Origin of the sequence: Myroides indicus (genome assembly GCF_004364575.1) — a bacterium.
Classification (GTDB): Bacteria; Bacteroidota; Bacteroidia; order Flavobacteriales; family Flavobacteriaceae; genus Flavobacterium; species Flavobacterium indicum_A.
Genome location: NZ_SOAG01000002.1, coordinates 51,203 through 77,641, shown reverse-complemented (window position 1 = coordinate 77,641; position 26,439 = coordinate 51,203). Strand labels below are relative to the sequence as shown.

Annotated in this window: 24 protein-coding genes and 1 tRNA gene; 11 read left to right on the top strand and 14 right to left on the bottom strand. The window is 36.8% G+C overall.

The genetic code is table 11. The features are described from left to right. Positions 1-369: 369 nt before the first annotated feature. Positions 370-951: a DUF3109 family protein gene (locus C8P70_RS01125; RefSeq protein WP_133711514.1), complete on the top strand. Its 582-nt coding sequence runs from the start codon at positions 370-372 to the stop codon at positions 949-951. Here C8P70_RS01125 and C8P70_RS01120 read toward each other — a convergent pair. Then, positions 944-1,381, bottom strand: coding sequence for a retropepsin-like aspartic protease (locus C8P70_RS01120; RefSeq protein ID WP_133711513.1), 438 nt, complete (start codon positions 1,379-1,381; stop codon positions 944-946). The genes C8P70_RS01125 and C8P70_RS01120 overlap by 8 nt on opposite strands. A gap of 78 nt (positions 1,382-1,459) precedes the next feature. Here C8P70_RS01120 and C8P70_RS01115 point away from each other — a divergent pair, with 78 nt between their 5' ends. The 4 genes from C8P70_RS01115 (at position 1,460) to C8P70_RS01100 (ending at position 4,542) form a co-directional block, all read left to right on the top strand. Further along, the gene (locus tag C8P70_RS01115) at positions 1,460-2,230 is read left to right on the top strand and encodes a TatD family hydrolase (RefSeq protein WP_133711512.1); all 771 of its coding nucleotides are present in this window, start codon (positions 1,460-1,462) and stop codon (positions 2,228-2,230) included. A gap of 37 nt (positions 2,231-2,267) precedes the next feature. After that, positions 2,268-3,407 (top strand): 1-acyl-sn-glycerol-3-phosphate acyltransferase, encoded by a 1,140-nt coding sequence (locus C8P70_RS01110; RefSeq protein WP_133711511.1) that lies wholly within the window; start codon positions 2,268-2,270, stop codon positions 3,405-3,407. Then, entirely contained in the window at positions 3,397-4,425 is a 1,029-nt protein-coding gene (locus tag C8P70_RS01105) for an asparaginase (RefSeq protein ID WP_133711510.1), read from the top strand. The genes C8P70_RS01110 and C8P70_RS01105 overlap by 11 nt, the downstream gene beginning before the upstream one ends. A gap of 30 nt (positions 4,426-4,455) precedes the next feature. Continuing rightward, positions 4,456-4,542, top strand: a tRNA-Ser gene (locus tag C8P70_RS01100). A gap of 76 nt (positions 4,543-4,618) precedes the next feature. On the opposite strand, the gene C8P70_RS01095 is transcribed toward C8P70_RS01100, so the two are convergent. From C8P70_RS01095 to C8P70_RS01080, 4 genes are all read right to left on the bottom strand, one after another. Beyond that, complete coding sequence (locus C8P70_RS01095; protein ID WP_133711509.1) at positions 4,619-4,969, bottom strand: DUF2200 domain-containing protein; 351 nt, start codon at positions 4,967-4,969, stop codon at positions 4,619-4,621. A 239-nt stretch (positions 4,970-5,208) separates the two neighbouring features. Further along, positions 5,209-6,618, bottom strand: coding sequence for an MBL fold metallo-hydrolase (locus C8P70_RS01090; RefSeq protein WP_133711508.1), 1,410 nt, complete (start codon positions 6,616-6,618; stop codon positions 5,209-5,211). Positions 6,619-6,701: 83 nt separating this feature from the next. After that, positions 6,702-7,433 carry a YggS family pyridoxal phosphate-dependent enzyme gene (locus C8P70_RS01085; RefSeq protein ID WP_133711507.1) on the bottom strand — a complete coding sequence of 244 codons (732 nt, stop codon included), beginning with the start codon at positions 7,431-7,433 and terminating at the stop codon, positions 6,702-6,704. A gap of 50 nt (positions 7,434-7,483) precedes the next feature. After that, a complete protein-coding gene (locus C8P70_RS01080) occupies positions 7,484-7,930 on the bottom strand; it encodes a GNAT family N-acetyltransferase (protein ID WP_133711506.1) in 447 nt (148 codons plus the stop codon). 88 nt (positions 7,931-8,018) lie between these two features. Between C8P70_RS01080 and pdxR the strand changes: the two genes are divergently transcribed. The 3 genes from pdxR to acnA all read left to right on the top strand — a co-directional run bounded on the left by pdxR (position 8,019) and on the right by acnA (position 13,247). Then, on the top strand, positions 8,019-9,464 hold the full coding sequence (pdxR, locus tag C8P70_RS01075) for a MocR-like pyridoxine biosynthesis transcription factor PdxR (RefSeq protein WP_133711505.1): 1,446 nt from the start codon (positions 8,019-8,021) through the stop codon (positions 9,462-9,464). A 293-nt stretch (positions 9,465-9,757) separates the two neighbouring features. Further along, the gene (locus tag C8P70_RS01070; protein WP_133711504.1) at positions 9,758-10,459 is read left to right on the top strand and encodes a carboxypeptidase-like regulatory domain-containing protein; all 702 of its coding nucleotides are present in this window, start codon (positions 9,758-9,760) and stop codon (positions 10,457-10,459) included. A gap of 52 nt (positions 10,460-10,511) precedes the next feature. Beyond that, entirely contained in the window at positions 10,512-13,247 is a 2,736-nt protein-coding gene (acnA, locus tag C8P70_RS01065) for an aconitate hydratase AcnA (protein ID WP_133711503.1), read from the top strand. 74 nt (positions 13,248-13,321) lie between these two features. On the opposite strand, the gene C8P70_RS01060 is transcribed toward acnA, so the two are convergent. The 5 genes from C8P70_RS01060 to C8P70_RS01040 form a co-directional block, all read right to left on the bottom strand. Further along, the gene (locus C8P70_RS01060; RefSeq protein ID WP_133711502.1) at positions 13,322-14,311 is read right to left on the bottom strand and encodes an aspartate-semialdehyde dehydrogenase; all 990 of its coding nucleotides are present in this window, start codon (positions 14,309-14,311) and stop codon (positions 13,322-13,324) included. Between the two features lie 76 nt (positions 14,312-14,387). Further along, on the bottom strand, positions 14,388-16,088 hold the full coding sequence (recJ, locus tag C8P70_RS01055; RefSeq protein ID WP_133711501.1) for a single-stranded-DNA-specific exonuclease RecJ: 1,701 nt from the start codon (positions 16,086-16,088) through the stop codon (positions 14,388-14,390). A gap of 7 nt (positions 16,089-16,095) precedes the next feature. Continuing rightward, the gene (locus C8P70_RS01050) at positions 16,096-16,515 is read right to left on the bottom strand and encodes an OsmC family protein (protein WP_133711500.1); all 420 of its coding nucleotides are present in this window, start codon (positions 16,513-16,515) and stop codon (positions 16,096-16,098) included. Positions 16,516-16,638: 123 nt separating this feature from the next. Continuing rightward, positions 16,639-17,310 carry a 16S rRNA (cytidine(1402)-2'-O)-methyltransferase gene (gene rsmI, locus C8P70_RS01045; protein ID WP_133711499.1) on the bottom strand — a complete coding sequence of 224 codons (672 nt, stop codon included), beginning with the start codon at positions 17,308-17,310 and terminating at the stop codon, positions 16,639-16,641. A 2-nt stretch (positions 17,311-17,312) separates the two neighbouring features. After that, positions 17,313-18,425 carry a hypothetical protein gene (locus tag C8P70_RS01040; protein ID WP_133711498.1) on the bottom strand — a complete coding sequence of 371 codons (1,113 nt, stop codon included), beginning with the start codon at positions 18,423-18,425 and terminating at the stop codon, positions 17,313-17,315. Positions 18,426-18,526: 101 nt separating this feature from the next. On the opposite strand from C8P70_RS01040, the gene C8P70_RS01035 reads away from it, so the two are divergent. From C8P70_RS01035 to C8P70_RS01025, 3 genes are all read left to right on the top strand, one after another. Next, on the top strand, positions 18,527-19,132 hold the full coding sequence (locus C8P70_RS01035; protein WP_133711497.1) for a thymidine kinase: 606 nt from the start codon (positions 18,527-18,529) through the stop codon (positions 19,130-19,132). A 34-nt stretch (positions 19,133-19,166) separates the two neighbouring features. Next, positions 19,167-20,390: an MFS transporter gene (locus C8P70_RS01030; protein ID WP_133711496.1), complete on the top strand. Its 1,224-nt coding sequence runs from the start codon at positions 19,167-19,169 to the stop codon at positions 20,388-20,390. A gap of 172 nt (positions 20,391-20,562) precedes the next feature. Further along, positions 20,563-21,474 carry a DUF4421 family protein gene (locus C8P70_RS01025; RefSeq protein WP_166666156.1) on the top strand — a complete coding sequence of 304 codons (912 nt, stop codon included), beginning with the start codon at positions 20,563-20,565 and terminating at the stop codon, positions 21,472-21,474. Positions 21,475-21,564: 90 nt separating this feature from the next. Here the strand turns inward: C8P70_RS01025 and C8P70_RS01020 are convergent, their stop codons facing one another. The 4 genes from C8P70_RS01020 to C8P70_RS01005 are packed head-to-tail and all read right to left on the bottom strand — an operon-like array spanning position 21,565 to position 26,395. Then, the gene (locus tag C8P70_RS01020) at positions 21,565-23,535 is read right to left on the bottom strand and encodes an OmpA family protein (protein ID WP_133711494.1); all 1,971 of its coding nucleotides are present in this window, start codon (positions 23,533-23,535) and stop codon (positions 21,565-21,567) included. Positions 23,536-23,556: 21 nt separating this feature from the next. Beyond that, positions 23,557-24,489: a PorP/SprF family type IX secretion system membrane protein gene (locus C8P70_RS01015; RefSeq protein WP_133711493.1), complete on the bottom strand. Its 933-nt coding sequence runs from the start codon at positions 24,487-24,489 to the stop codon at positions 23,557-23,559. Between the two features lie 12 nt (positions 24,490-24,501). After that, on the bottom strand, positions 24,502-25,755 hold the full coding sequence (locus C8P70_RS01010) for a gliding motility-associated C-terminal domain-containing protein (RefSeq protein ID WP_133711492.1): 1,254 nt from the start codon (positions 25,753-25,755) through the stop codon (positions 24,502-24,504). A gap of 19 nt (positions 25,756-25,774) precedes the next feature. Further along, positions 25,775-26,395 carry a hypothetical protein gene (locus C8P70_RS01005; protein WP_133711491.1) on the bottom strand — a complete coding sequence of 207 codons (621 nt, stop codon included), beginning with the start codon at positions 26,393-26,395 and terminating at the stop codon, positions 25,775-25,777. Positions 26,396-26,439 lie beyond the last annotated feature (44 nt).

Here is a 26,439-nt window from a genome sequence, read left to right as displayed (position 1 = left end):
GAAAAAGATTATTAAAGTCAAGCATCGTAATATTCATAACAATCAATGCGGCAATGACAACAATAATCACATAATTAAAAATTTTCATTATAAAAACATCCATTTTGTTTATACTTCCCGAAAATACAAAATTATAATCTACACCTGCAAGTCTTTAACATTCGTAAAAACTACTTTAACAGCTTGTGATCAACCCAAATAAATTAAAAGCACCTTATTTTCCATATCTATCCCGTTTTTCTCTTTAAATAGAGCTTTAACATTCCTAATCACTGCCTTTTATAAAAACATCTTTCTAAAGCAGGTTTATCAATTAAAAAAGTTTTCACGAAAAGATTCGTACTTTTGTTCCCGTTAATTTTGACAATTATGTTTCAAATAGGAAAAACCATCGTATCAGAAGAAGTTCTGGAAAAAGAATTTGTATGTAATCTATCTGCCTGTAAAGGTCAATGTTGTATTGACGGTGACGCTGGAGCGCCTTTAGATGAAGAAGAAACTAAAGTTTTGGATGAGATTTTTGATCAGGTAAAACCTTTCATGCGTCCTGAAGGAGTTAAAGCTATAGAAAAACAGGGAACATCTGTTATCGGAGAAGACGGTGAATATGAAACTCCGTTGATTAACGGAGGTGAATGTGCCTATGTTATATTTGAAAATGGCATGGCTTTATGTGCCATCGAGAAAGCATATATTAAAGGAAAAACAAACTGGAAAAAACCTATTTCGTGCCATTTATACCCCATCCGTATTAAAGAATTTTCTTCTTTTTCTGCTGTTAACTACCACAAATGGCACATTTGCAGCGATGCCTGCAAGTTAGGCAAAGAGCTTGAAGTTCCCGTATATAAATTTTTAAAAGATCCGCTCACCCGAAAATTTGGTACCGACTGGTATAGCGAACTAGAAGAAGTAGCCCGAGAATATACCAGACACAAAGGAGCTAATTGATGTAAAGCAGCTTATTTTTATAATCAATAATTGCATTTCCTCTCAGCAAAACGTCCGCTCCTATAATACCATGGACATTTTTTGTTTTAAATTCAGTCAATGCCGTGTTAACATGCGACAAATCCAACAAAACAAAATTAAACGATTTACAGCGCCATCTGCCCAACTGAAGACTGTTTTTATAAGTGACCTGAGTAAACATTCCGTTTGCTCCAGCCCCGGAAGCTTTCGTATCTGAATCTGAGGGAATTATATTAAAAAAATCAATAAAAGAAAAATCTATGCAGCTATTTGAAGCCCCCGTATCTAAGATAAAATCTCCCCAAACTCCATTAATCTTTGCTCTTATAAAAAGATGCTGGGTTTTGGATATTTTGAAAGATACTTTTTTATATCCTTCTCCTTTTAATAAATCTTTTAAGTTTTCCATCTCTCAAATGTAGTTTAAATTCTTTTTATAAGGTACTTTTGTATTTTAAAACATCGTTTAGAAAAAAACATACAAGGAATGATTTTTACCGATACACATACACATCTTTATTCCGATGCATTTGCTAACGATCGCAAAGAAACAATAATTCGCGCAATATCTAATGGGGTTACGCGTTTTTTTATACCCGCGATTGATTCAAGCTATACAGCATCTATGTATGATTTGGAAACAGAATTTCCGGAAAATATTTTTTTGATGACAGGCTTACATCCTACCGATGTTAAACCAGAAACCTATCGATCCGAATTAACTTTCGTAGAAGCAGAATTAGCCAGAAGAAAATTCTATGCCGTAGGCGAAATCGGAATTGATTTATATTGGGATAAATCAACGTTAGAAATTCAGCAAGAAGCCTTTCAGCATCAGATAAAACTGGCTAAAAAACATGCTCTGCCTGTTAATATTCATTGCAGAGATGCTTTTGACGAAGTTTTTGAAGTTTTAGAGAAAGAAAAAGCACCCGATTTGAGAGGCATATTTCACTGTTTTACAGGAACAGAAGAACAAGCCAGACAAGCCATCTCTTACAACTTAAAATTGGGAATCGGAGGAGTTTCTACATTCAAAAACGGAAAAATAGACCAGTTTCTAAACAAAATCTCTTTAGAGAATATCGTATTAGAAACCGATTCTCCGTATCTTGCACCTGTACCGTATAGAGGCAAAAGAAACGAAAGTGCTTACATTGTAAATATTGCAGAAAAAATAGCCGAAATTTACAATCTCCCATTAGAAGAAATAGCACAACAAACTACAGCGAATTCAAAAGCTGTTTTTGGCATTTAACAATGGTAATACACATTTTACACTAATAAAGATACTAATGTCTAACAAGTTTGATTCAATACGCCATTATCACGATCACGAGGTCAATGAAGTTTTACAAAAAATCTCTAAGCATCCTATGATCAAAGCGTTAATGGGTTTTACTTTTCCGGATAAAACAGAAGAAGAGTGGATGGAAGCATTGATGCAAGTCAATTCCATACAACAATTCCAATCTGATTTTGCTTATCATTCCATACAGCGGATTCTTGAGAAAAGCTCCAGCGGATTAACGACTTCCGGATTTGAAAAACTGGAAAAAGACACTGCTTATTTATATATATCCAATCACCGAGATATTATTATGGACACGTCTCTGCTGAATGTGACATTAAAAGACCACGGGCTTATTATGACCGCATCAGCTATAGGAGATAATCTGGTTCAAAAAACTTTTTTACTCGCCCTGGCAAAAGTAAACCGGAACTTTTTGGTAAGAAGAAATCTTCCGCCCAGAGAATTATTGGAAAGCTCTAAATTAATGTCAGAATACATACAGGATTTATTGGTTAACAAAAATCGTTCGGTGTGGATTGCCCAGCGAGAAGGCAGAACAAAAGATGGCAATGACGCTACTCATCCCGGGGTTTTAAAAATGCTGGGGATGGCTGCTGACGAAAATAATTTAATGGACTATTTTAAAAAGATAAAAATTGTTCCCGTTTCTATTTCCTATGAATACGATCCGACAGATGCCTTAAAAATGCCTCAAATTATCGCCAAAGCTAAAGATGAAATATATATCAAAGAGAAAAACGAAGACTTCATCAATCTATACAGCGGTATTGTAGGACAAAAGAAGGGAATTCACATTCATATTGGCAATATTCTGGACAGCGAACTGGACGAAATCAAAAATAGCACCGATAAAGTCAACAAACAGATTCAAGCAGTGGCAAATGCCATTGACCGATCAATTATAAAGGATTATTACCTTTGGCCTACCAATTATGTAGCGTATGATATTTTGCACAACAGCAACAGATTTGTGAATAAATATACAGAGAAAGAAAAACTGCTTTTCGAACGTCGATTAGAACTGCGCGTCAACAAACAGGACAAAACTGTAGTAGATAGTTTTTTAGCCATGTATGCTAATCCGGTTATCAATAAATTAAAATTAACAAATGAGCAATAAACCATCAATTCTTTTAATTTATACCGGCGGTACCATTGGCATGGTTAAGGATTTTAAAACCGGAGCTTTACGCGCTTTTAACTTTAATCAACTGGTAGATCGTATACCAGAGCTTCACTTGCTTGATTGTTCTATATCGTCTATTTCTTTTGAAACGCCTATTGATTCTTCTGATATGCGCCCCGAACTGTGGACGCAAATGGCAGAGATTATTGAAAAAAACTATACTAAATTTGACGGATTTGTTATTCTTCACGGATCGGACACCATGTCTTATTCGGCTTCGGCACTGAGCTTTATGCTCGAAAACCTGCATAAACCCGTCATTTTAACAGGTTCTCAGCTCCCTATCGGCGATTTGCGTACGGATGCTAAAGAAAACCTTATCACAGCTATACAAATTGCAGCCCTTCAGGATAACAATATGCCGGTAATTCAAGAAGTATGCCTGTATTTTGAGTACAAGCTATATCGCGGAAACCGCACGTCAAAAGTAAGTGCTGAGCTATTTAACGCTTTTACCTCACCAAATATTTCGCACTTAGCAGAATCGGGGGTTAACCTACGCATAAACAAGCCTCTGTTAGTCTTTAAAGAAGCAAAGTTACCGCTAACAGTACACAAAGAAATGTCAAGAAACGTAATGATTTTAAAAGTATTTCCCGGCATTCAGCAAAAAGTTTTAGAAACTATTTTAAACATCGAAGACTTAGAAGGAATTGTACTTGAAACGTATGGTTCAGGCAACGCTCCCACTGAAAAATGGTTTATAAGTACTCTACAAACGGCAATACAAAAGGGTTTAAAGGTTATTAATGTTACCCAATGCTCCAGCGGTAGTGTATTAATGGGTAAATACGAAACCAGCACAGAACTCAAAGAAATAGGCGTCATCTCGGGCAAAGATATTACAACTGAGGCAGCTATCACTAAACTGATGTTTTTATTACGCCAAAAAAATATCCCCGATTTTAAAAAAGCATTTGAAACTCCTATTTGTGGAGAAATGGAACAATAATTTTATTATATTTGCAACCGCAAACAAAATAGAAAGGTGCTCGAGTGGTTGAAGAGGCTACCCTGGAAAGGTAGTACACGGGTAACTGTGTCGAGGGTTCGAATCCCTTCCTTTCTGCAAAATAAAAAACCGCTGTCTAACACAGCGGTTTTTTGTTATTCTATAAATCGTTATACAAACGCAAATATAAACCTTAAGCCCTTAAAATCTTTTCCAGTTGCTTTCCCTTAGCCAGTTCATCAATCAACTTATCTAAATATCGTACTTTCCGTATTAACGGATCTTCTATATTTTCTACCCGATAACCACAAATTACACCTGTAATTTTAGCTACATTCGGATTAATTTTCGGTGCCTGATCAAAAAAGGCTTCAAAATCATTTTGATTGTTTATTTGTTGCTGTAACTGAACTTTATCATATCCTGTCAACCAAAATATAACGGTATCTACTTCTTCTTTTATACGACCCTTTCTCTCTGCCTTTTGGACATACATCGGATAGACACTCGCAAATGTCATTCTGTAAATTCTGGCATTGTCCATATTCTTAATAGTAATCTGTTAAACATCACAAATCTAAAAAATTAATACTTAAGATTAAGCAATAATAAAAAATGAGGCAGTGTCTCCACATTAACACTGCCTCTTGTAGTAGTCGGTTACTCATAAAAAAACTTTCTTACCATGAAAAATCTGTTTTGTCCAAAATAATCTTTAAAATTTGAATAACCGACAATTATATAAAACCAACACCAAATATTATTTCTTTTGTTATGAAATGATTACACTGTTGTCAAACTCTCTTTCCTCAATTTGCTATACTTTGCTATTTCTCCATATCCTCCTGATACATCGCACACATTTTTAAATCCGCTTTTAAGCATTAAAGATGCTGCAATCATGCTTCTGTACCCTCCTGCACAGTAAATTATATAATCGCTATATATATTTAGACTGTTGATTTGCAGCTCTAATTTGTTCAGCGGTACAAAAACAGCATCTTTTAAATGTTCTATTTCATATTCTCCCGTTTTTCTAACATCCAATAAAACCCTGTCAGCATTTTCTATGTACCATTTATCCATTTCAACAGGAGAGATTCTTTCTATTTTCTCTATCTCTTTACCTGCATTTTTCCACGTGTCAAATCCGCCTGTCAAATATCCGATTGTGCAGTCATATCCCACTCTCGAAAGACGAATAATACTCTCCTCTTCTTTACCTTTATCGGCAACCAATACAACAAGTTGTTTAATATCTGCAATCAACTCGCCTACCCACGTCGCAAATGGTCCGTTTAACCCGATATTGATGCTTCCCGGAATAAACCCTACCGCAAAATCAGAAGCATCGCGAGTATCTAAAATAAGTACATCTTTATTTTGAATAGTGTGTTCAAAATCAGTCAAAGACAAAGATTGATTGGCTCTTTCCATAATCTTATCCAAACTTTCGTATCCGCCAATATTCATCAATACATTTTTAGGAAAATATTGCGGAGGTGTCGTTAGCCCAAACAAAACTTCTTTAACAAACTCATCCTCCGTCATATCAGCTCTTAAAGCATAATTCGTCTGCTTTTGATTTCCGAGCGTATCCATTGTTTCCTTACTCATATTTTTACCACACGCACTCCCTGCCCCGTGATTGGGGTATACAATTAAATGATCCGGCTGTGTCATAATTTTATCTCGCAAAGATCTGAATAAGTGGCGTGCTAAAATTTCTTCCGTTAAATCCGACTTCACTAACTGTACAAGATCAGGTCGTCCAACATCACCTATAAACAGAGTATCTCCTGTAATAATAGCATGTTTTTTGCCTGATTCATCATAAATAAGATAGGTTGTGCTTTCCATTGTATGCCCCGGAGTATGCAATACCTGTATTTTAATATCTCCTATTTCAAAAATCTGATTGTCTTCCGCAATGATTGCATCATAATTTGGAATTGCTGTAGGTCCAAATACTATCTTTGCTCCTGTTTTATTCATCAAATCCAAATGACCGCTTACAAAGTCAGCATGAAAATGAGTCTCAAACACATATTTAATTACTGCATCATCTGCCTTTGCTTTATCTATATAAGGCTGCGTATCTCTCAAAGGGTCAAAAATTGCGGCTTCCCCTTTGCTTTCTACATAATAAGCTGCATGTGAAATGCATCCGGTATATATCTGTTTTATTTTCATCTTCTCAGATTCTTCAGTTTTATAATGTAAAATTAAAGCCCGTGAACTGATCAAAAAATGATATATATCAGCTTATTACAATTTTATTTCTTTTCATTCCAGTAGTAACTGTCGGGATAAATCCGTTGTCCAAAAATTGCGGTTCCAACTCTCACAATAGTTGCGCCTTCTTCAATTGCGGTTTCCAAATCTCCGCTCATACCCATAGAGAGTTCTTGCATATCAACATTCGGGATATTCATGTCTATAATTTGTTCCTGAATATTTTTCAACAAACGAAAACAGCGGCGCACTTTTTCCGTTTCGGCACTGAACAGTCCAATCGTCATTAAGCCTTTGATTTTAAGCCTGTCAAATTGCGCAACTTGCTTTACCAATTCTATCGCTTGATCAGGATGTACACCAAACTTACTTTCTTCTTCGGAAGTGTTAACCTGTATCAGCACTTCTATAGTTTTACCTTCGTACTCCAAGCGCTGTTGCAACTTCTCAGCTAAATCTAAGCGGTCAAGCGATTGAATACAGGTAACATCGTACTTCAGTATATCTTTAATTTTATTGGTTTGAAGATGCCCAATAAAGTGATTGGTATGCGGAATCTCTTTTAGTGCTTCATATTTTTGTTTTAATTCCTGTACTTTATTTTCGGCTATCAACTTTTGTCCTGCTTGTAGTGTTGTTTTGATTCGATCAGCAGATACCGTTTTAGTGGCTAATAATAGCTTAACTTCCTCAGGAGCTCTGTTACTACTGATACAGGCTCTTTCTATTCTTTTGAGAATATCTTCTAAATTGTCTAAAATTTCTTTACTCATAACATACTAAGATATAAATAATGGCAGACTTAATTCGTCTGCCATTGTTTTTATTTCCACCAATAATAATAATTGTGAGATCCATCATACTCAAAACCACAACGCGGATACAGCTGATTGCCGATATCGTTCGTTTTTTCAGTTTCAAGCATCAATCCGCAAGCCTCTGTTTCTTCACACCATTTTTTACTTCGGTCTATCAAAGCCACAGAAAGCCCTTTTCCTCTATAATCGGGATGAACAAATAAGTCGCTCAACAACCACTGTTTTTGGAGTTTAATATAGTGATATAATTTGTACAGCTGAACAAAACCAACAGCTTTATCTCCAATGTAAACCAGAAAAATATTGGACTGCTCGTTATCCAAGCGCTCTTGTATAAAAGTTCTGCATTTTTCATAGTTATCTGCTTGACGATAAAAAATCCTGTACAAATTAAATAATTCTGCCACGGTGTCCAAGTCTTCCAGACCTGCTTTTTTAATTGTGTAATCCATTGTTTAAAATATTTTGATTTATAATGCGAAAATACTTTTAAACAGGACTATATTTGTATACCAGATTTTACTTAGCAAGCAGTCCAGTATGTTTCCGTTCGAGCACATTATTTCCATTGATAAAAAAAGCAATATTACGCTTTACAACCAAATTGCTTTTTGCATTATAAACGCTATTCAAAATGGTACGTTAAAAGCCGGCACGCCCCTACCAGGCAGCAGAAAACTGGCAAAAATTCTAAATGTGCACCGCAAAACAGTTATTACTGCCTACGAAGAACTAAATGCACAAGACTGGATAACAATTATTCCTAAAAAACAAGCTTGTGTTTCTGAGCATATTCCTATACTTCAACCCCAAAAATGGAACAGTTTAAAAAGCAGCATCTCTTATGACAACAATTTTAATCTTCCTTTAAAAATTACAAATAAACATATTGACGAAACCAAAACGGAAAATATTCCTGATATCATAATTGATGACGGGCATCCGGATGTACGATTATCACCTATTGATGAGTTGTTAAAAACCTACCGATCTTATACTTCTAAAAGGCATACTATAAAAAATGCTCATTTAGGAACAGAACAAGGTACCTTGAAGTTAAGAGAAGAAATGGTTCAATATCTGTCAGAAACAAGAGGTTTAAATATTTCAGCCGACAATATTTTAATAACACACGGTGCACAAATGAGCATTTATCTCACCTCCCGGCTGCTTTTGGATTCACATACAAATATTATTGTAGGCAAGCCCGGCTATCCGGTTGCCAATAAAGCATTTGAAAAAACAGGATCTAATCTGACGGAAGTGACCGTAGATGAACATGGAATTGATACAGACGCTATTGAAGTCTTGTGTAAAAAGAAAAAGATTACAGCTGTATACGTTATTCCGCACCACCATTATCCGACTACGGTGACCTTAAGCGTAGACAGAAGAATAAAACTTTTAGAGCTTTCCAAACAATATAATTTTGCTATTATTGAAGATGATTACGATTATGATTATCACTACACCTCATCGCCTTATCTGCCTTTAGCAAGCGGAAATCATGAGGGAAATGTAATTTACATTGGTTCGTTCTCCAAAATATTAGATCCTTCTCTGCGAATAGGCTTTATGGTAGCTCCCAAAAACTTTATAGTACAATGTACCTCCCTCCGCAAGGTCATTGATGTGGGCGGCGACGGGTATATGCAAAATGCCTTAGCATCTTTAATCAAGGGAGGCGAGCTAAAACGCCATCTTAAAAAAGCAAAGAAAACCTATCAGCAACGCAGAGATTTTCTCGACAATTTATTAAAGGAAAAACTTGCACCATATATTTCATATACCTTACCTACAGGCGGAATGGCAATATGGATAAAACTCAATGCCAATTTATCTGTAGAAAAACTAATATCTAACCCAAAACTTAAAGTTTTAAGAATAGACAAAAAGCAAAATGCATTCCGATTTGGTTTTGCCTCAATGGATGAAAAAGAACTAGAACAAACAATTGATTTCTTGCAAAGTGAATTTAAAAAATAACCTGTATTTTCTATTAAACACCTATTAATTAATCAATAAAGCAAACAAAAATCTGTATCGATACGAAATTCACCACAAAGAATGGGAGTTGAAAACTGTAAAGTTCGAGCATCTAAAATTTGATTAACGCATAGGAAATATCCGTCTTACAGAAAACAACTTTTGCTTTCCTAATTATTCAGAAGGTGTTGTGGTTGTTTCTTGGGGGAGAGAAAAACTTTTGTAAATCGTACTTTTTCTCATTTATATGAATTGCTTTGTAAATACTCGTTGATTTTCATTATCTTGTATGCATGAAACATAAAATTACAATGCCCAAACCATGCGCAGAAAATTGGGATAAGATGACAGCTATAGAAAAAGGCAGGCATTGTGCAGTATGCCAAAAAACGGTATATGATTTATCAGATTCTACCAAACCTGAGTTATTTGCGTTTTTACAACAAAACAAAGGGATTTGCGCCAAAATTCCTGTTAACTTGTTGGACGAAGTTTCGCAACCAATAGTTAGTAAAAGAAATTTATATGCAGCAACTGTTGCTTTGGCAGCTGTTTTAAGTACTGCTCCTGTTGTGGCTCAGAATACGAATCAAGAAAATGATAAAAAAGAAATAAGAAAAACATTTCGCATGGGTGAACCTGAAATTCAAAAAATAATAAAAGATACAGAAAATGAATACATTATTTCTGGACAAGTATTTTCAGAAGGAGATGGTTTTTCTTTGCCCGGAGCCCGGATTGCTATTTTTGATACAGATGTAGAGGTTTATACGGATATGGATGGCAAATTCAAAATAACGGTTTATAATAATAACAATGCCAAATTGATGGTTAGCTTTATAGGTTATATTACAGAAATAATTCCCATTATAGAAAAAGAAAAGCTGTATAATATCTATTTAAAAGAAGAACCTTTAGTCATCGGAGAAGTGATGTTTATTACAGGAAAACCTGTTATATCGTCTAATAAAAAATCTAAAAAACGCAAAGAATAGCAGGAATAAATATCGTTTTTTTTCGTACCTTGAAAGCTAAAAACTAACAACTATGACTAAATACAAATTTGCATCGCTGCAAAAACTACAGGATGAAGGAAAAGACATTCACAGACTGCCTTTTTCCATTAGAATTTTACTCGAAAATGTACTTCGCAACCACGATGGCTATGTGATTACAGACGAACATTTAGACACCCTACTCAATTGGGATCCCAAAGGAACAGACAAAGATATTCCTTTTAAACCGGCAAGGGTTCTAATGCAGGATTTTACGGGCGTGCCTGCCGTGGTTGATATTGCTTCTTTGCGCGAAGAATATATTCGACAAGGAAAAGATGGCAACAAAATAAATCCGGCAATCCCGGTAGATTTAGTGATAGACCACTCCGTACAAGTAGATTATTACGGAACAGACTATGCCTATAAAGAAAACGTTATCAAGGAATATGAACGCAATTCCGAACGCTACGAACTTTTAAAATGGGCACAACAGGGTTTAACTAATTTTACAGTAGTTCCGCCGGGAATGGGAATCTGCCATCAGGTAAACTTAGAGTATCTCGCAAAAGGAGTTATCGAAAGAAACGGATGGGCATTTCCAGACACTTTGGTTGGAACGGACTCACATACACCAATGGTGAACGGAATCGGTGTAATTGCATGGGGAGTGGGCGGTATTGAAGCCGAAGCGGCTATGCTTGGACAACCTATTTATTTTACCTGTCCCGAAGTTATCGGACTTAAACTTACCGGAAAAATACCTCAGGGCTCTACAGCTACTGACATGGTTTTATCCATTACCAACCTTTTGCGCAAACATGGCGTAGTCGGAAAATTTGTAGAAGTATTCGGAGAAGGATTAGACAATTTATCCGTAACAGACAGGGCTACAATTTCCAATATGTCACCTGAATTTGGATGTACAGTAACCTATTTTCCAATCGACCAGCAAACGCTGAACTATATGCGGATTACTAACCGCAGCGAAGAACAGATACAACTGGTTGAAGAGTACTGTAAAAACAATATGCTGTGGCGTACCGGAAGTGAAAACATTGAATATTCTGCTGTTTTAGAACTAGATTTAAACTCTTTAGAACCAACCGTATCCGGACCTAAGCGTCCGCAGGATAAAATTTTGGCAAAAAACTTAGGTTCAGCATTTTCTAAACTACTTAAAGATGAATACAACCGTACCTATGTAGAAACCAAAGAAAGACGCGAGCACGCCTGGCTTTCCGAAGGAGGATCAGGAACAGAATTCGTCTATCACGAAAAAGGACAATCTACAGAACAGCCTACTCAAGTAGTTCAAGACTCTTTGCGTTCAGTGAGAATTAAGCAAAAAAATAAAGAATACGTTCTTAGTGACGGAAATATCGTAATCGCTGCAATTACAAGTTGCACCAATACTTCAAATCCCGAGGTAATGATCGGAGCGGGACTTGTAGCCCGAAAAGCCATCCAAAAAGGACTGCGTACCAAATCATGGGTAAAAACCAGCTTGGCGCCCGGTTCCAAAGTAGTAACACAATACTTGCAGCGTTCCGGTCTTTTAGAAGATCTGGAAGCCCTGCGCTTCCATACGGTCGGATACGGATGTACATCTTGTATCGGAAACAGCGGACCGCTGCCTGCCCCTGTTGCTGAGGCAGTTACAAAAGGCGATTTAGTAGTGGCTTCCGTACTATCCGGAAACCGAAACTTTGAGGCTCGGGTTCATCCTCAGGTAAAAATGAATTTTTTAATGTCGCCAATGCTCGTAGTTGCTTATGCGCTTGTAGGACGCGTTGATATCGATCTCATCAACGAGCCTTTGGATTATGATCCGAACGGCGAACCGGTTTATTTAAAAGACATCTGGCCTACTCACGAAGAAATTCGGGGAGTAATTAACGAATCACTAAAACAAAAAGATTTTGATGATGTGTACAGCATTATCTTTGAAGGCGAGTCGGACTGGAAAGAATTACTGGCACCCAAAGGCAAAAAATTTGAATGGAATAACGCTTCGACTTATATTCGCCAGGCACCGTTTTTTGAAAATTTACCAGCCATTCCAGCACCTGTTTCCGATATAAAAGAAGCAAGAGTTCTGCTTTATCTGGGAGATTCAGTTACAACAGATCACATTTCACCAGCAGGAGCTTTTAACGAAGAATCTGCTGCCGGAAAATATCTGATGTCACAAGGAGTAGCACCGCAAGATTTTAACTCTTACGGTTCCCGACGAGGGAATCACGAAGTAATGATGCGCGGAACTTTTGCCAATGTACGCATCAAAAATAAAATTGCTCAACGCGAAGGCGGTTACAGTACTTATCTGCCAACAGGCGAATCGCTAACTGTTTTTGAAACCGCTATGAAGTACAAAGAAAGCCAAACGCCACTCATCGTTTTTGCCGGAAAAGAATACGGAAGCGGTTCATCACGAGACTGGGCTGCTAAAGGAACCTATCTTTTAGGTATTAAAGCGGTTATAGCCGAAAGTTTTGAAAGAATACATCGCAGCAATTTAATTGGAATGGGTATTGCGCCTTTACAGTTTTTGGAAGGACAATCTGCGGAATCCCTCGGGTTAACCGGAAAAGAAATTTATACCATTACCGGATTGCAAAATGACTTAGTTCCTCACAAATTAATCGATATTGTGGCAAAAGACGATTCCGGAAAAGAATTAAAATTTCAGGTAGAAGCCAGATTTGACTCGCTGATAGAAATAGAGTATTATAAAAACGATGGTATTTTGCAATATGTATTGAGAGATTACCTTAAAAAAGGGTAAACACATATTTTAAAACTAAAATACAATGAAAAAGCCCTGCGGTTTCGCAGGGCTTTTCTATTTACACTCTAATGTTAAACCAACTTATTTTCTACCAAATATTCTGCTATTTGTACAGCGTTGGTTGCCGCTCCTTTTCTTAGATTATCTGCCACAATCCACAAGTTTAAAGAATTGGCTTGAGTTTCGTCTCTTCTGATACGTCCTACAAATACTTCGTCTTTGCCCTCCGCATAAATCGGCATGGGATAGGTGTTAGTATCTGTGTTATCCTGAACGGAAATACCTGATGTTTCATGCAAGATTTTTCTTACCTCATTAATATCGAACTCATTTGAGAATTCGATATTTACAGATTCGCTGTGTCCGCCCACAACCGGAATACGGACAGCTGTTGCCGTTACTAAAACCGAATCGTCCTGAAGAATTTTTTTGGTTTCGCGCGTCAGTTTCATTTCTTCTTTGGTGTAGCCGTTTTCTTCAAATACATCACAATGCGGAAGCGCATTGCGGTGAATAGGATACGGATACGCCATTGCTCCTTTTTGGTTTCTGTATTCATTTTCCAATTGCTCAACTGCTTTTACTCCCGTTCCGGTAATGGATTGATAAGTAGAAACCACTACTCTTTTGATGCCATATTTTTTGTGCAACGGTGCCAAAGTCATTACCAATTGAATAGTAGAACAATTGGGATTAGGAATAATTTTATCTGCTTTTGTCAGTAAACTGGCATTGATTTCAGGAACAATCAGTTTTTTGGTGTTGTCCATTCGCCATGCCGACGAATTATCTATAACGGTAATTCCTGCCTCGGCAAATTTAGGTGCCCATTCTAAAGAAACATTTCCTCCGGCTGAAAAAATAGCAATTTCCGGCTTCATCTTCACAGCTTCTTCCATCGACTTTATCTCGTATTTCTTGCCCTTAAAGTCAATGAATTTACCAACCGATTTGGCTGAAGCCACCGGTATTAGTTCTGTAACTGGAAAATTGCGCTCTGCCAATACTTTCAGCATCACTTCACCTACCATTCCGGAGGCGCCTACTACTGCTATTTTCATTTGATTATTAAATATTTAAATTAATTTGGACAAAATTAAATATTTGACACAGATAAACAATGCTTCGCAACATTTATCACGCCATTTGCAGGTCTTTTATCTGCATTTGCCACGTTATATTGCCTTTCCACTCGTGCTCCTCGATAGTATAGAGCATATCAAACAATTGTCTTGGATAAAGTTTAGAAAACTGATCGCCCAAATTAAAACCTACCGCACTGTATCCGGGGGCAGCATTTTTAGCTTGTTTGACAAACAAGCGTATGTGTTCGTCCTTTTGTCCCATGGTTTTTCCGTATCCGGTATCGTACACTTCTCTGGTCAAAAACACAGGATTCATATTACCCGGTCCAAAAGGTTCAAATTGCTTTAATATTCGTAAAAACTTATCGGTTAGCTGCGTAAAATTAAGAATTGCGTCTATCTCTATCTCCGGGATCAAGTCTTTTTCTTCTATTCTGTCCGAAACCACTTCTTCAAATTTATTCTTAAAGGCGAGGTAATTTTCTTTTTTTAATGTCATTCCGGCGGCATACATGTGTCCTCCGAACTGAATCAAATGTTCTGAACACAACTCCAAAGCACTGTAAATATCAAAATTTTTAACCGAACGGGCTGAAGCTGCCAAATAATCTCCACTTTCGGTAAAAACCAGCGTGGGGCGATAATACGTTTCTATCAAACGAGAAGCCACAATACCAATAACTCCTTTGTGCCACGAAGCATTAAAAACGACTGTGCTCTTATTATTAATTTCTTTATTTTCTATAATCTGATTCAAAGCCTCCACAGTTATGGACTGATCCAGACTTCGCCGTTCCTCATTAAAAGCAACAATTTTTTCAGCAGCAGCAACTGCTTCTTCCATGGTAAATTTAGTGAGAAGTGCTACAGCAAAATTACCGTGCTCTATCCTCCCGGCGGCATTTATTTTAGGCGCTACCTTAAAAACAATATCCGTTATGGAAAAGGATATTTGGTTATAGAGAGCAAGGAGCGCTTTAATTCCCGGACGAGGTCCTGTATTAATTACCTGCAGTCCAAAATAAGCCAAGATTCGGTTTTCTCCGGTTATCGGTACAATATCTGCCGCAATTGCCGTGGCTACCAAATCTAGATAAGGAACCAGACTTTCAATAGTATGCCCCTTTTTTTGCTCCAGTGCCTGAATCAATTTAAAACCTACACCGCATCCGCACAATTCTTTATACGGATAAGAACAATCCGCCCGTTTGGGATCCAGTACGGCAACCGCATCGGGTAGTTTATCTCCGGGCAAGTGATGATCGCAGATAATAAAGTCTATTCCTTTTTGATTGGCATAGGCTATATGCTCAATAGATTTAATGCCGCAATCCAAGGCAACAATCAACGAGATACCGTTATCTGACGCATAATCTATCCCCTGATAGGAAATACCATACCCCTCGCCATACCGATCCGGAATATAGGTATCCACCGCCGCATAAAAACGCTGTATATAGGAAGACATCAGCGCAACAGCCGTGGTTCCGTCCACATCATAATCACCAAAAACAAGTATTTTTTCGTTGCGCTCAAAAGCTTTTTCCAAGCGCATAACGGCTTTGTCCATATCTTTCATCAAATACGGATCGTGCAAATCACTTAATGCGGGTCTGAAAAACTGTTTTGCTTCCTCGTAGGTAGTTATTCCTCGCTGAACAAGCAATCTGGCAATAACTTCATCAACTCCCAATACTTTTTGTAAATGACTGACTGTATTTTTATCAACTTCTGGTTTTAAATTCCAGCGCATCTACTGTTTAATTATGATAGTGAATATTAATTTTTACATCGGCAAATTGTCTGAACATTTCCATTACCCCGCAATATCTTTCAACGGATAAATCAACTGCTTTTTGAAGTTTTTCGCGATCTAGATTTTTGCCGTAAAAATGGTAATCTACTGTTACGGCATGGTATGTTTTGGGGTGTTCTTCGGTTAAAAAACCTTCTGTTTCTATTTTAAAATCGTCTATTTCCAGACGCATTTTTTTGATTAATGAAGCTACATCCAACCCCGAACATCCTGCCAAAGCAGACAGCATGAGTGCCTTAGGACGAAAGCCTTTATTATCGCCTCCGTTTTCTGGTCCGGCATCTATTTTTAACGTTTCTCCGCTTGGGTTGGTCGATTCAAACTGCATATTTGCAATCCAGCTTGTTGTAACTTTATCTGACATGGTTTTTCTCTTTGTATCAAAAGTACCAAAAAAATAATGTTTAACCTCTAAACAAGAAGTTAAACATTATTTTATTGAGATTGATAAATTTTATTTAAAAGCCTAATACTAATCGGAACAGTATCACTTTTTACCGGCAACAAGAACAACAATTTCTCCTTTTGGCGGATGTTTTTCAAAATGGGCAAATACCTCTGCTACTGTGCCTCTGATGGTTTCTTCGTGCATTTTGGACAATTCGCGGGATACGGAAACCTGTCTTTCCGTTCCAAAATAGGTTTTAAACTCTTCCAGTGTTTTAAGCAATTTATGCGGCGATACATACAAAATCATTGTACGCACCTCGTCAGCCAGTACCAAGTATCGCGTTTGGCGTCCTTTTTTATCCGGCAAAAAGCCTTCAAACACAAATTTATCGTTGGGCAAACCGCTATTTACCAGTGCAGGCACAAAAGCAGTTGCTCCGGGTAGGCACTCTACCTCAACTCCTTGCTCAACGCAGGCGCGGGTCAGCAAAAAGCCCGGGTCAGAAATGGCGGGAGTCCCCGCATCAGAAATCAAAGCAAAATTTTCGCCTGCCTGCATCCGTTTTACCAAACTCTCCACCGTTTTGTGCTCGTTATGCATATGGTGACTCAGCATAGGGGTACCGATTTCAAAGTGTTTGAGCAATTTTCCGCTATTGCGGGTATCTTCTGCCAAAATATAATCTACTTCTTTTAAAACGTCAATTGCTCTAAACGTCATATCTCGCAGATTACCGATGGGAGTAGGTACCAAATATAGTTTTCCCATTTTTAAGCAAATTTATTTTCTATCAATGCCAAAAAACGCTCTTCGTATTCTTCTTTTCCTTCCCAATTGTTATATTCCGGTTTTACCAAATGTTCGATTAAACTTTTAGCTTCGTCTAAAGAAGATACGGTATTAAGTTGAGAAAGCACCCTGTTAAAGTCTTCTCCACTGCCGCCAAACAGGTGTTTTTCAAACGCAATACGGTCATTAAGTCCCACGGCAATGGTAGCGTTATAGATATCGTTAATAGACTTTGTTTTTACGGGTTTAGGTTCAATATTTTCTAAATTAAACAGCGTATTCTGATTTTGCTCTTCTTTGTCTTCTGTTGGCGTAGCGATTTCACTTTCAATCTCTGGCTGAGTTTTTTCTTCTAATTCTTCTTTAGCTATAAATTCTGTTTCGAGTTTTTTCACTTCTACTTCCTCTGCGTCTTCTACCCTGATAAATTCTACATCGCCAAAGTTAAATCCGTAAAACGGATCGTGTTCTCTCACAGTTTTTTGTTCTGTATTTCCTTCTTGTTTATCAACTGACTGAAATTTATTTTTTTCATCTTCTAAAACCGGCTGCGATTCTGACACTGTATTTTCCGACTCTTTTTGTACGCTTTCCTGTATCATTGCTTCGTGTTCATCGAGATATTTGTGCAATATAGCATCGGCTTCATCTTCTTCGGCTTCGTAAGGTTCTTTTATAAAATCCGTATCGTAATTAATCGATTCCGGTGCTTTTTCGTCTGTGGCTTCTATCTCAGGTTGAATTTTATTTACTGTTTCCGGCAATGGAACCGCGGATTCACTTTGGCTGTGTATTGTTTCCTGATCGAGTACCAGCGGATGTTTTTCTTCAATCAAATCTTCGGGCATCTGCTTGCGCTCCAGTTCTTCCTGTTTTTTATCTTTGACATAAAACGCCTGTAGTTTTCCCTGCAGCTCTTCTTCCGTTATGTCTGTCGTCTGTCCTATCGCTGCCGAATCTTGATAGAACTTCAATATCAATAATTTTTCGTACAATTCTTTGGCTTCTTTGTACAGCTTATTTATATCTTTTTCTTTCATCTGCAATACGCGGTGGGCGATACTCAACAGTTCTCCTTCCAAGACTTTCTTCATAACTTTTAATTTGTATTAGTAATTTGCCGAGCTTTTTTTGGTAACTTTGCTCCATACAAAGTAACAGAAAAAACTGCTGGTTTCAGCTCGAAAATTACGAAATGTTTCTTGAAAATCCCGTAAATCACACAGAACAATTTGGCTGGATTGAAGTAATCTGCGGATCAATGTTTTCCGGAAAAACAGAAGAGTTGATTCGCCGTTTAAAACGCGCTCAGTTTGCCAAACAAAAAGTAGAAATTTTTAAGCCCTCCGTCGATACGCGATATGACGAGGAATACGTGGTATCTCATGATTCCAATGAAATACGTTCTACTCCTGTTCCTGCCGCTGCCAATATCAGAATTCTGGCCGACGGATGTGATGTAATCGGCATTGATGAAGCTCAGTTTTTTGACGATGAGATTGTAAGTGTTTGCAACGATCTTGCCAATATGGGTATCCGGGTTGTTGTGGCAGGACTGGATATGGATTTTAAGGGCAACCCTTTTGGTCCGATGCCTGCACTGATGGCTACAGCCGAATATGTAACTAAAGTACACGCCATCTGTACCCGAACAGGGAATCTGGCTAATTACAGCTTTAGAAAAGCTGCCAGCGAAAATTTGGTGATGCTGGGCGAAACACAAGAGTACGAGCCTCTCAGCAGAGCTGCTTTTTTTAATGCAATGAAAGAAGCAAGGGAAAAAAAGAACCGTTTAGAGTAACTATACATACCGTATTAACCGGTTTCTATAATTTATGAAAAAACTGTACCAGATTTATATCAGCGCATACAAAGGGCTGTCTACTGCATCGTGGATGCTGGCAATTGTTATGCTTATTAATCGCTCGGGGTCTATGGTGCTTCCTTTTTTGGGCGTATACATGATTAAAGAACTAAATTTTACAGAGGAGCAAACAGGTTATGTATTAGCTTGTTTTGGCGCGGGTTCTATTATAGGAACTACTGTTGGCGGCTGGATTACAGATAAAATAGGTAATTTTAAAGTACAGTACCTTAGTTTGTTGGGCAGTATTCCGGTTTTTTTGCTCTTACCTCATTTTACCTCCGTAATCAGTCTGGCATTGATGATGTTTTTGCAGAGCGCTGTAAGCGAGATGTTTCGTCCTGCCAATTCTGTTGCCATAACCATGTATGCTAAACCTGAGAACATTACCCGCGCTTTTTCTCTTAACAGGATGGCCATTAATCTAGGCTTTTCTATCGGACCGGCAATGGGCGGAATTTTAGCGGCTATATCGTATTCGCTTTTATTTTATGTCAATGCGTTTGCTGCATTTGCTGCGGCTATAGTCTTTATATATTTTTTCAAAGGCAGAAAAACCAACAAAGAGTTTTTTAAAGAAAAAGAAGAATTACTGCCTGTCTTCGAGGTTGAGGAGGAACCAAACCAATCGCCATACAAAGACAAGATGTTTATTATTTATAGCATTTTTTGTACACTATATGCAATTGCTTTTTTACAGCTTTTGAGTACGCTGCCTATTTTTTACGAAAAAGCGGTGGGGATGAATGAGGTTGAAATAGGAATGGTGTTAGGGTATAGCGGATTGCTTATCTTTTTGACCGAAATGTTATTAGTATATGTTGTAGAAAAAAAATTAACAATTCGGCAGACTATATTTTACGGAGTGGTTGTAAGCGGAATAGCCTATGGTATGCTTGCTTTTGACTACAGCCTAATATCTATTTATATTTCGATGACTATACTATGCGTTTCCGAAATGCTTGCAATGCCTTTTACATCAACAGTTACTGCAATGAGAGCAGGATCAAAAAGCAAAGGAGCATATATGGGAATGAACGGACTTACATTTTCTATCGGTTTTATTGTAGCTCCTTTACTAGGAACCCGAATTGCATCACATTACGGCTATGATATATTATGGCTAAGCACTGCCGTACTTGTAATCATAGCTGCAATTGGTTTAAACTATTCTGTAAAAAAGATGGTGGGATAAGCTAATTTTTCGGAGAAATAAAAACGTAATTTTGATAAGTTATTTGAAACAAAAACAGAATGACTGATATTTGTATTCATTGGATAGTTTTATTTTATTAATCTGAATTCTTTTTGTTCGCTTGAAATCCTATTTCCTTCTTTTTTTATTCTTTATGTGTTTTTTAAAGACCGTGGCTCAAACTGATTCTACTTATATAGGAAAATCAAATAAGATGTACGGAGCTAAACTTTTTTTTACACAAGCAAGTTTGGCGTTAAATTACACTTCCGAACGAATGAAAGATCAGGTTTTTGAACCAAACAAGCCTGCAAGTATTGGCATTGGTTTTTTATGGAAAAACTCTGAACTAAGTTATAGCCAAAGCTTTTCGTCCTTAGGTGATCGGGAACGCAAAAAATCCAAAACGTTTGACTTTAGATACAATTATTACAGCGAACGTCTTTTAATCGATTTTTACCTACAAAATTATAAAGGATTTTATTTACTTGGTGAAAATAAAAAAACATATGAAGCTTTTCCTGACTTGCAAATCAGCATGTACGGCGTTTCCGGTCAATATGTTTTTAATCACAAAAAATATTCGTTTGCAGCAACGAATTCATTTAACAAAATTCAATTAAAATCTGCAGGAAGCCTCTTAGTAGGGGGAAATATCTTTTATTCAAAAACCCAAAACATTCCGCTGTTTAATGCTGAAATTCAGGATTACGACAAACGATTAATTAGTTTTGGACCAGCGATTGGATACGGTCACAACTTTGTTTTTTTTAAACATTATTTTATAGGAATATCAGCCTTAATAGGAATTAACGGCAATTTAGAAAAGAATCTTTTAACCCGAAAAACAAATTTTCTTATAACTCCAGACATACAAAGCAAATTTTCGATAGGCTATTCGGACGAAACCTGGACCTTTGCATTAGCTACATCAATTAATTCTTTATTTATGAGTTATTCTGATTCTCAGCAATCCAATTTATTTAGTACAAAACTCATGTTAACTACTACAAAGCGTTTTAATCTAAAAAAAGAAATTCCATTTTTAAAAAAAGATTTAATCAATTTATTAAAACCTAATTAAACACGTCCGTTATTTATAAAAAGCAAATAGGAGCAGAAAAGAACTCCTATTTGCTTTTTGTAATTAGTTAGAATAGTTCACTTATTGTTGTTACATTTCAACAACTATGAATTCGCTTCGTCTGTTTGCCTGATGTTCTTGTGGTGTACAAGGGACACCATTTGCACACTTATTGACTAACTGACTTTCTCCATAACCTTTTCCTGTAATTCTATCTTTACTAATGCCATTGTCTATCATCCACTTCATCGTAGCCTTAGCTCTTCTGTCTGACAATTTCATATTGTAGTTATCATTCCCTCTGCTGTCTGTATGTGACCTTACATCAATTTTAATATCAGGATACATTTTTAACACCTCTACTACTTTTGCCAGTTCAACTGCCGCATCTGGTCTGATATTAGATTTATCAAAGTCAAAATAAATAGGATCTAGCTGAAGTTTTTTAAACAAATCGTCATCTTTTCCAATTTTTTCCTGACTTGGATCTAATCCAATTTCTACATTCACAACTCCGTCTATTTCATTCCCCATTACCGTTGATACTTCTGCTGTATTATAAGACTCGGCTTCTGCTTTTAAACGATATTTTTTACCGCATCCCAAATTTTCAACGGTAAATCTTCCTTGCTCATCGCTTAGCAGGGTAGTTATTTCATTGTAAACAGCATTGTAAACTGTGATTTTCGCTTGGGCAATAGCTTCATTAGTCGATTTATCAAATACATAACCGGAAATCATCTGCTGACATACAATTTCTTTTTTCTCCTGGAAAAAATAAATGTTATCTCCCGCTGTATCAGCTGGTCTGTTCGAGCTTAAAAAACCTTTTTTTGCCGCAGGATCAATATAAAAAGAAAAATCATCGTAGGAGCTATTAAGTGGCTTTCCCATATTAACTACTTGACCAAACGTACCGTCGACATTTAGTTTAGCCATATAAATATCTAAACCTCCTAACCCCGGACGTCCATCCGAAGAAAAATATAAATAGTGGTCTTTAGAAACAAAAGGGAAAGTTTCTCTCCCTTCTGTATTAATCTTGTTTCCTATATTTTCCGGAATGCCATATTCTCCGTTTTCATATATTTTTACGCGAAAAATATCGCTCAACCCCAGTGTTCCTTGACGATCGGAAGCAAAGTAGAGCCATTTCCCGTCCGGCGTTAATGCGGGATGAGCAGTGTTAAATTCGTTAGAATTAAACGGCAATTCCACAACGTTTCCCCACGTCCCGTCAGTCTGTAAACTAGCTCTATATATTTTTAACAAAACATTTTTGTACTCGTCTTTTTTATTTTTTTTTATATCCGTATTGTTTTGTGTAAAATAAACTGTTTTACCATCTGCCGAAAATGATGCCGAAGCTTCATTAATTCTATTTTGGGCTTCAATAGGAAAAAGGACGGGTTCGTCAATGGTTCCGTCCGGATTTATTTTTGACAGATACAAATTCGTAAAGGCTTCATTGGTCCATTTGTGAATTTTTGATTTTCCTACTTCCTCTGTTTGTCTTGCCGATGCAAAAACCAGATTATCACGCCAGATTGCCGCACCATAATCTGAAAAACCGCTGTTTATTGAAAGAGGTTCTGCCTCATATCGATTTGAATTTGCTTCAATTTCTTTTAAGTAATTACCCTTATTTTGTTCAAAAAGCTTACTCCTGGAATCATCCCCTTCCATTTTAGAGAAAATTTCCATATACTGATCGGCCTTTTCATAATCTTCAATCGCTTTTAATGTTTGAGCATAGCGATAATAATATTCTGAAGGCAATTGTTCATTGTTTTCAGCTGCAAATTCAAACAATTCGCCATACCATTTATTAGCTTCGGACAATTTACCGTTAAAGTAGTAAGCATCTGCTAATTTTTGCAGGGTATTCATGCTTTTATATCCCTTTTCAGCTATATTTTTATAGACTTCAATGGCATCTACATATTCGTACTTTTCAAATTTTTTATCTGCTTTATTCGTTTTTGCAGTCTGTGCTAATCCTGTATTAACTGCACATAAAACAAGAGCAAGCGAAAAAAATTTTGTAATTGTTTTTCTCATAACTTTTCCGTTTTTCAGGCTTTAGAAGAATCTTGGTGTGTTAATTCTCGTATAGCGGTTAAACAAATCGAATCTCAAGAAAATTTCATGTGATCCTGAATTATATCGCGCCAATTTTGATGTTTCTGCATCGTATGTATAGCCGATAAACAAGCCCTCATTAATCTGAAAACCTACTAACCCGCTAATTGATGCATCCCATCTGTAGGCTGCACCTAATGTAAATTTATCGATAATCAAGAAATTGGCGGTTAAATCAACCTGTAAAGGAGCTCCTTCAATTGCCTTAGCCAAAAATGCAGGTTTAAACTTCAAGCTTGGATTAAATTCAAACACATATCCTCCCATTAGATAATAATGCATCTTTTGGCGCATCGTGGTAATGTCATTGTCATTATACCGATCTGTGGTAAGGAAATTTGGTACGGAAAAACCTAAATATGATTTTTCTGAATATAAATATAATCCCGCACCAATATTTGGCGTAAACTTATTGTCTATATTGTTTTGTACTGTTGGGTCTGTTCCATTGTAAATTTGCAATTTAGTATAATCTACATTCAACAAATTCGCAGTTCCTTTTAGTCCGAATGCTAATTTGTATTCGTGATTTAAATCAATTGCATAAGACAAATCTACTGAAAAGGTGTTTTCGTCCATAGCTCCAATGCGATCATTGGTAAAAGAAGCACCTATTCCGAGTCCGCTTTCTCCAATTGGAGAACTTACCGAAATATTAGCTGTTTTTGGAGCACCATCCAGACCGACCCATTGTGTACGATATAATCCGAATACGCTAAGCACTCCTCGAGATCCTGTATAAGCCGGATTTATCATAGACGTATTATACATATACTGCGTATATTGCGGGTCTTGCTGAGCGTATGTCTGCTGAAATCCGCTTAATATCAATAAACCGATTCCAATATTTTTTATTGCTTTACCTAAACTCATCTAATCTTCTTCTTAATTACTTTCTAAATGTAAATAGCCTGATTTTTTAATCATGCGGGATCCGTTGTCATCACTATATTCATAGCTTATTATATAAAAATAAGTACCTGTCGGCAGCGGTTTGTTTTTATTGATCACACGACCTTCGGTAAATCCTGTAAACACATTACTTGTTCCGTTTCCGTTATTATCGTAATTAGACGTTTCAAAAACCCGGGTTCCCCAACGATTATATATTTCTACTTTATTGTTAGGAAATCTATTGATATTATCTACTAAGAAATAGTCATTTTTACCATCTCCATCCGGACTTACAAAGTTGTAGACAACCACATCTCCATCAAGCAGCCAATCTGTTTTTACCGTAGCTAACGTAAAATATCCAAATCCTTTGACTGTTGCCGGAGAGGTAATTGTACGACTTCCAGCATCTACTATTCCTCCTTCATCAACCCACATTTCCTGCTGCTCATCCCAACGAACGATATGAAGGTTTTCTTCTGCATTTTTCAAAAGCTCTTCGGGTGTCGTTCTTTCATCCCAGCTCAGTGTTAAAATTATACTTCCTTCAGAATTATCCATTCTGTTGAGTTCCCAATATTCATTTGTATTTACATTTTCAACAACACCCGCTTTTCCCGATCTCGTAGTAAAGAAATCTTTGTCCTCCAAAATATATCTACTGGCAAAAACATCTTTTACATTTTTTGGTGCAGAAATTTTAGCAAACCGATATAATCCTTTATCTCCTTCTGGAAACGTAAACTCATCGTTTCCTATCTTGTCAATCCAGCCTTCAATATGACTTGCATCACTAGCATTCAAAGCCTTAGATCCTTTTAAGAAAGCAAAGGATTTATCATCTGAATACAGTTTTACAATACCGTTTTGAAAAACAACTTCTCCTTCCGAACTCATTCCAGACAACAAGTCAAAAGCTACTTCTTTGGTGCTGTTATCAAAAACAACGTGATAGAAATTAGCGATATTTTTTCCTTCTATAGTCTGTTTTTTATCTGAAGTAAAAATTGCTTTACTGTATGTTTTTTCTCCACTCTGAAAATCGTACAAACCATTGTTAATAAAATCACCATAAAAATAAATGGTCCCATTATTAAACGTTTGCGCTGATTCTTTGTTTTCAAACGAAAATAAGGTAGATACTTCTGTATTAGGCTTAATGTATAGCCCTCCCTCATTTACTGTTTGTCCAAAAATCAAAGGTGAAGAAAGAAGACAAGTTAATAATAACTTTTTCTGTACCATAATTATCATTTTTTAATGGCTATTCTTTCACAACAAATACTATATTAATCAATGTGCAATCTGTAGCTGCTGCCGTTACATCATACGTCATTAATCCGTCTTCATTAACTGTGATATTTGAGAAGACATTCGGGTCATAATCTGTTATATAATAATACAAATCTCTAGCATTGGCAAAATACGGAATACCATTAGCTGTCGGTGCTCCTGTGCTTGCCACATGATTGGGGTTAGTCAATGCAAACTGGGCTTTATACTCTGCATACAAATCCTTAGTTTGTCCGGTTGCATCTGTAGAAGTATCAAAAGTAATAGAAGGCATATAGAAAAACTTAACTGCTTTATAGTCTGTTGTCACCATTTGCTGCCATTTATTGCCATCATTATAATAAAAACCCGGCACCACGTCATTTGTTCTCGCTGTATTATATACTGTCATACCCTCCACGTGAGCTGATAAAGGAGACGCATTGGTCGTTTCTTCTAACTCCAGACGAGGTAAAAGCAAACCTTTATTACTTACCGCGTCAATTTCCAACATAGCATCAGGATCTATCGTTGGATTACCACCCACTTTTATTTGGGCAAATCCTGTTAAACTCGCTGTAAGGAAAACTAATCCAAAGAATATTTTTTTCATTTTTTTACTTGTTTTAGATAGCAGGTCTGCTTTTGAACAAACCT